We start from the raw sequence: 2933 nt of genomic DNA, 5'->3' as shown, positions 1-2933 counted from the left end.
TTCCTTCTAAAGGGATTTTTCGTTCACATAATCTGTAATATTAATAGTTTTTATTTATCTACTTTAAAATACTCTGGATGTTCTGCTTTCATAGATAAAATGTTACCACACTCCGTGCAAACATCAGCAATCACTCTTGAAAATTGATTAAAAAGGTTATTCGTACTAATAAGTCTTAAGCATGCTTCGGCATCTAATGAATCTTGCCCGATTTCTCTAGAACCACAATTAGGACATTTTTTAGTCATTTTCAATTCCTTCTTCCCAAGATTTAGTTCACATAAAATCCGTTATCAGTAAGTATCCAAAAAAGCTCAAATTTCAAAAGATTATTTCCAAAACTCATACCATTTCTTATCTTTACTTGCTGCAATCATCTTCTTAACTTCCTGAACTTCCCTTATTGTTTGCATGAGCATTTCATCGCGTCCCTGGTTCTTCGCTACGTCTTCACTAGTATTCATCGCTATAAGCGTTTGAGATTCCTGTATCGTTTGTATGGCGCTCAATAACTCTGATTCTCTTTGTGCGAATCTCTGGTCTTGTTCGACTAAACGTTTGTTTAATTCTTGTAGTAATTCATTTTGCTTTTCAATGACCTCATTTTGATCTTGAAGCATCGTCTGTAGCGTTGTAGCGTTGAAATCCGGTTCTTCATAGCGCTCAATTTCGTGTCGCTCTAATGGCAATACCTCAACGCCTTGATGCCATGATACTATTTGTTTTGTTGCATTTTCTAATGTCATGTCTGTGTCGTTCTTTAGGTTGATAACCTTACGAAACACCATTACATCACTTTCTCTATATTTCCTATGCCCACGTTCATTCTTTATGAAAGTATAACCCTCTTTTTCTAGTACATCAGCATACTTACGTAATGTACTAGATTGGATATCTAATTGCTCTGCCACGTCGCCAGGACTATATAACATCTTCATAGCGTCTCACCTCAAAAATATATTCGCTATAGCAATGATATACCCTTTTCCCTAATAATTCACGTATCACTTGTTTCAAATTCTTAACTTCTATAATCTTTACATGGATAATTTATATAGTTCGTATTACAGACCCAATCTTGGGAACACACATCAATTTTAAAATTGAATACTCATTACCTCTCTATATCAGCATCAAAATCTTTTTTATTTATACAAGATTTTATGCAAAAAAAGAAGAGAGGGGATCTCTAGAATCCTCGCTACATCAACGATGTATAAAATCATGTATAAGAGATACATAGAAAGAAAGACAAGAAACCTTGTAAACACACGGATTCTGTCAAAATAGTTGCTACCGATAATGAGACGTTATGTTAACTTCACATGTATAGGATATACAAGAAAACTTTTCTTATAAGTGTATTATCTAAATGATACAATTAAGAAAAGGGAGGTGTATGTATGAAGAAGGGCTCTATAAGAAGAATATCCCTGAAGGAATGGACGTTTACTCTAGTGCTGATAGCCATTTTCCTTGATGTTTATATCCAAAAAGCAGGTATGGCACACATTTCTCTGCTCAAATTGCTGTTTATTCCCATTATCTTTGTGGTTGCCCATTTCTTAGATAAGAAATGGGCAGAGTATGCAGGCTAGGCATAGAAAGGATTCTGAGGTTAAAAAAGCAATGTAAGGATTCTCCCCTTTCCGTTTGGGAAGGGGGTTGCTATGAAAAGGGATGTGACAGTAATTTGAAAATTGTAGTTCTATTGATTGCCACAATTGTACATGAATTAGGTCATGTAATAGGAGCAAAACTTGTGGGGATACGAATAAAAGAAGTTGGGATAGGATTTGGTCCTACCATATTTAAATTCACTCAAAAGAATGTTACTTATAAAGTTTCCTGGATTATATTAGGCGGATATGTAATGCCAGAAAAACATGGTGAGGATTTTTATGAATATTCAACAACAAGCAGAGTTATCTTGACCGCATCTGGACTTATTATGAGTATATTGGTATTGCCTCTGTTGTGTATGTTTATTATCCATGTTATGCAAGGCAACCTCTCAAACATATTTATAGATTTGGAAAAAATGTTAAATCCTTTTTATTCACACCCATTACAATATGTATATCATGGGATAGAATCATTTCCAACCCTGATTTATTCAAATAATTTTCTAAGTGGTTTGGCATGCTTAGCAGAAATTAGTTTCTTTCTTGGAATTATAAATGCTATACCCATTCCTCCATTGGATGGAGGCTCTCTCCTATTAGAAATTATAGAAAAGATATACCCAAATGTACGTATCAATCAAACGAGATGGATTTCAATAGGATACCTCATCATATTTTTATGTATCTCTATGCCTGTCTTAATAGTACTTGTTCAGCGTATCAAAGAAACATTTCCTATTTTTATTATAGGGACATTCCTTGTATTCTACATTGTAAAAAGATGGAGAGTTTTGTAAGGTAGTCAACTTCCGATAACGAGAATTATGTAAACACAAAAGTCCTCCAGTTAAACAATTTGGAGGACTTTTAATAGTTTTCTAAAAACAATGTTCCTAAATTATATTAAAAACACAGTCATTCCTAAATAAACCAGAAGATAACTGATTAAAGGAATTGAAAGAATCAAACTTATTTTTAATAATTTATCTTTTTTATCAACCTTTACTTTACTTACAGGTTTTTCCTCTATAAAATCAACTATTTCACGATAAGTTTTTAAATTATTTTCTTTTTTTATATTTTCAACTTTCAATGATGCAAACATAAGAAAAATAGAAAGTACCAAAAGTATTATAAAACCATAATAACCAAAAAAGTAACATACAGGTACAAGAGAAATTGGAAGTATAATCATTAATGCTAACATAATGTAACTCCACTTAAAGAAAGTTGATTTTTGAAGTTCTTCTTTCATGATCTTTACATCTCCTTTAACTAAATCATCCAGGGAGACATTAAAGAGAATAC

Annotated in this window: 5 protein-coding genes; 2 read left to right on the top strand and 3 right to left on the bottom strand. The window is 32.6% G+C overall.

Annotation, left to right across the window (positions count from 1 at the left end; translation table 11 throughout):
* Positions 1-50 precede the first annotated feature (50 nt).
* Positions 51-248: a hypothetical protein gene (locus ACTJJY_RS31815; RefSeq protein WP_440607436.1), complete on the bottom strand. Its 198-nt coding sequence runs from the start codon at positions 246-248 to the stop codon at positions 51-53.
* A gap of 81 nt (positions 249-329) precedes the next feature.
* Entirely contained in the window at positions 330-938 is a 609-nt protein-coding gene (locus ACTJJY_RS31810) for a DUF3967 domain-containing protein (RefSeq protein ID WP_440607435.1), read from the bottom strand.
* Positions 939-1403: 465 nt separating this feature from the next.
* Here ACTJJY_RS31810 and ACTJJY_RS31805 point away from each other — a divergent pair, with 465 nt between their 5' ends.
* Both ACTJJY_RS31805 and ACTJJY_RS31800 read left to right on the top strand, forming a co-directional pair.
* Positions 1404-1598 (top strand): hypothetical protein, encoded by a 195-nt coding sequence (locus ACTJJY_RS31805; RefSeq protein WP_440607434.1) that lies wholly within the window; start codon positions 1404-1406, stop codon positions 1596-1598.
* Between the two features lie 95 nt (positions 1599-1693).
* On the top strand, positions 1694-2422 hold the full coding sequence (locus ACTJJY_RS31800) for a site-2 protease family protein (RefSeq protein ID WP_440607433.1): 729 nt from the start codon (positions 1694-1696) through the stop codon (positions 2420-2422).
* Between the two features lie 101 nt (positions 2423-2523).
* Here ACTJJY_RS31800 and ACTJJY_RS31795 read toward each other — a convergent pair.
* Positions 2524-2933: XRE family transcriptional regulator (locus tag ACTJJY_RS31795; RefSeq protein WP_440607432.1), on the bottom strand; the 410-nt coding region annotated here is incomplete at its 5' end.

Origin of the sequence: Bacillus sp. 22475 (genome assembly GCF_052044835.1) — a bacterium.
GTDB lineage: Bacteria > Bacillota > Bacilli > Bacillales > Bacillaceae_G > Bacillus_A > Bacillus_A cereus.
The sequence above is the reverse complement of the archived record's forward strand: the minus strand, read 5'-3'. Positions and strand labels throughout refer to the sequence as shown.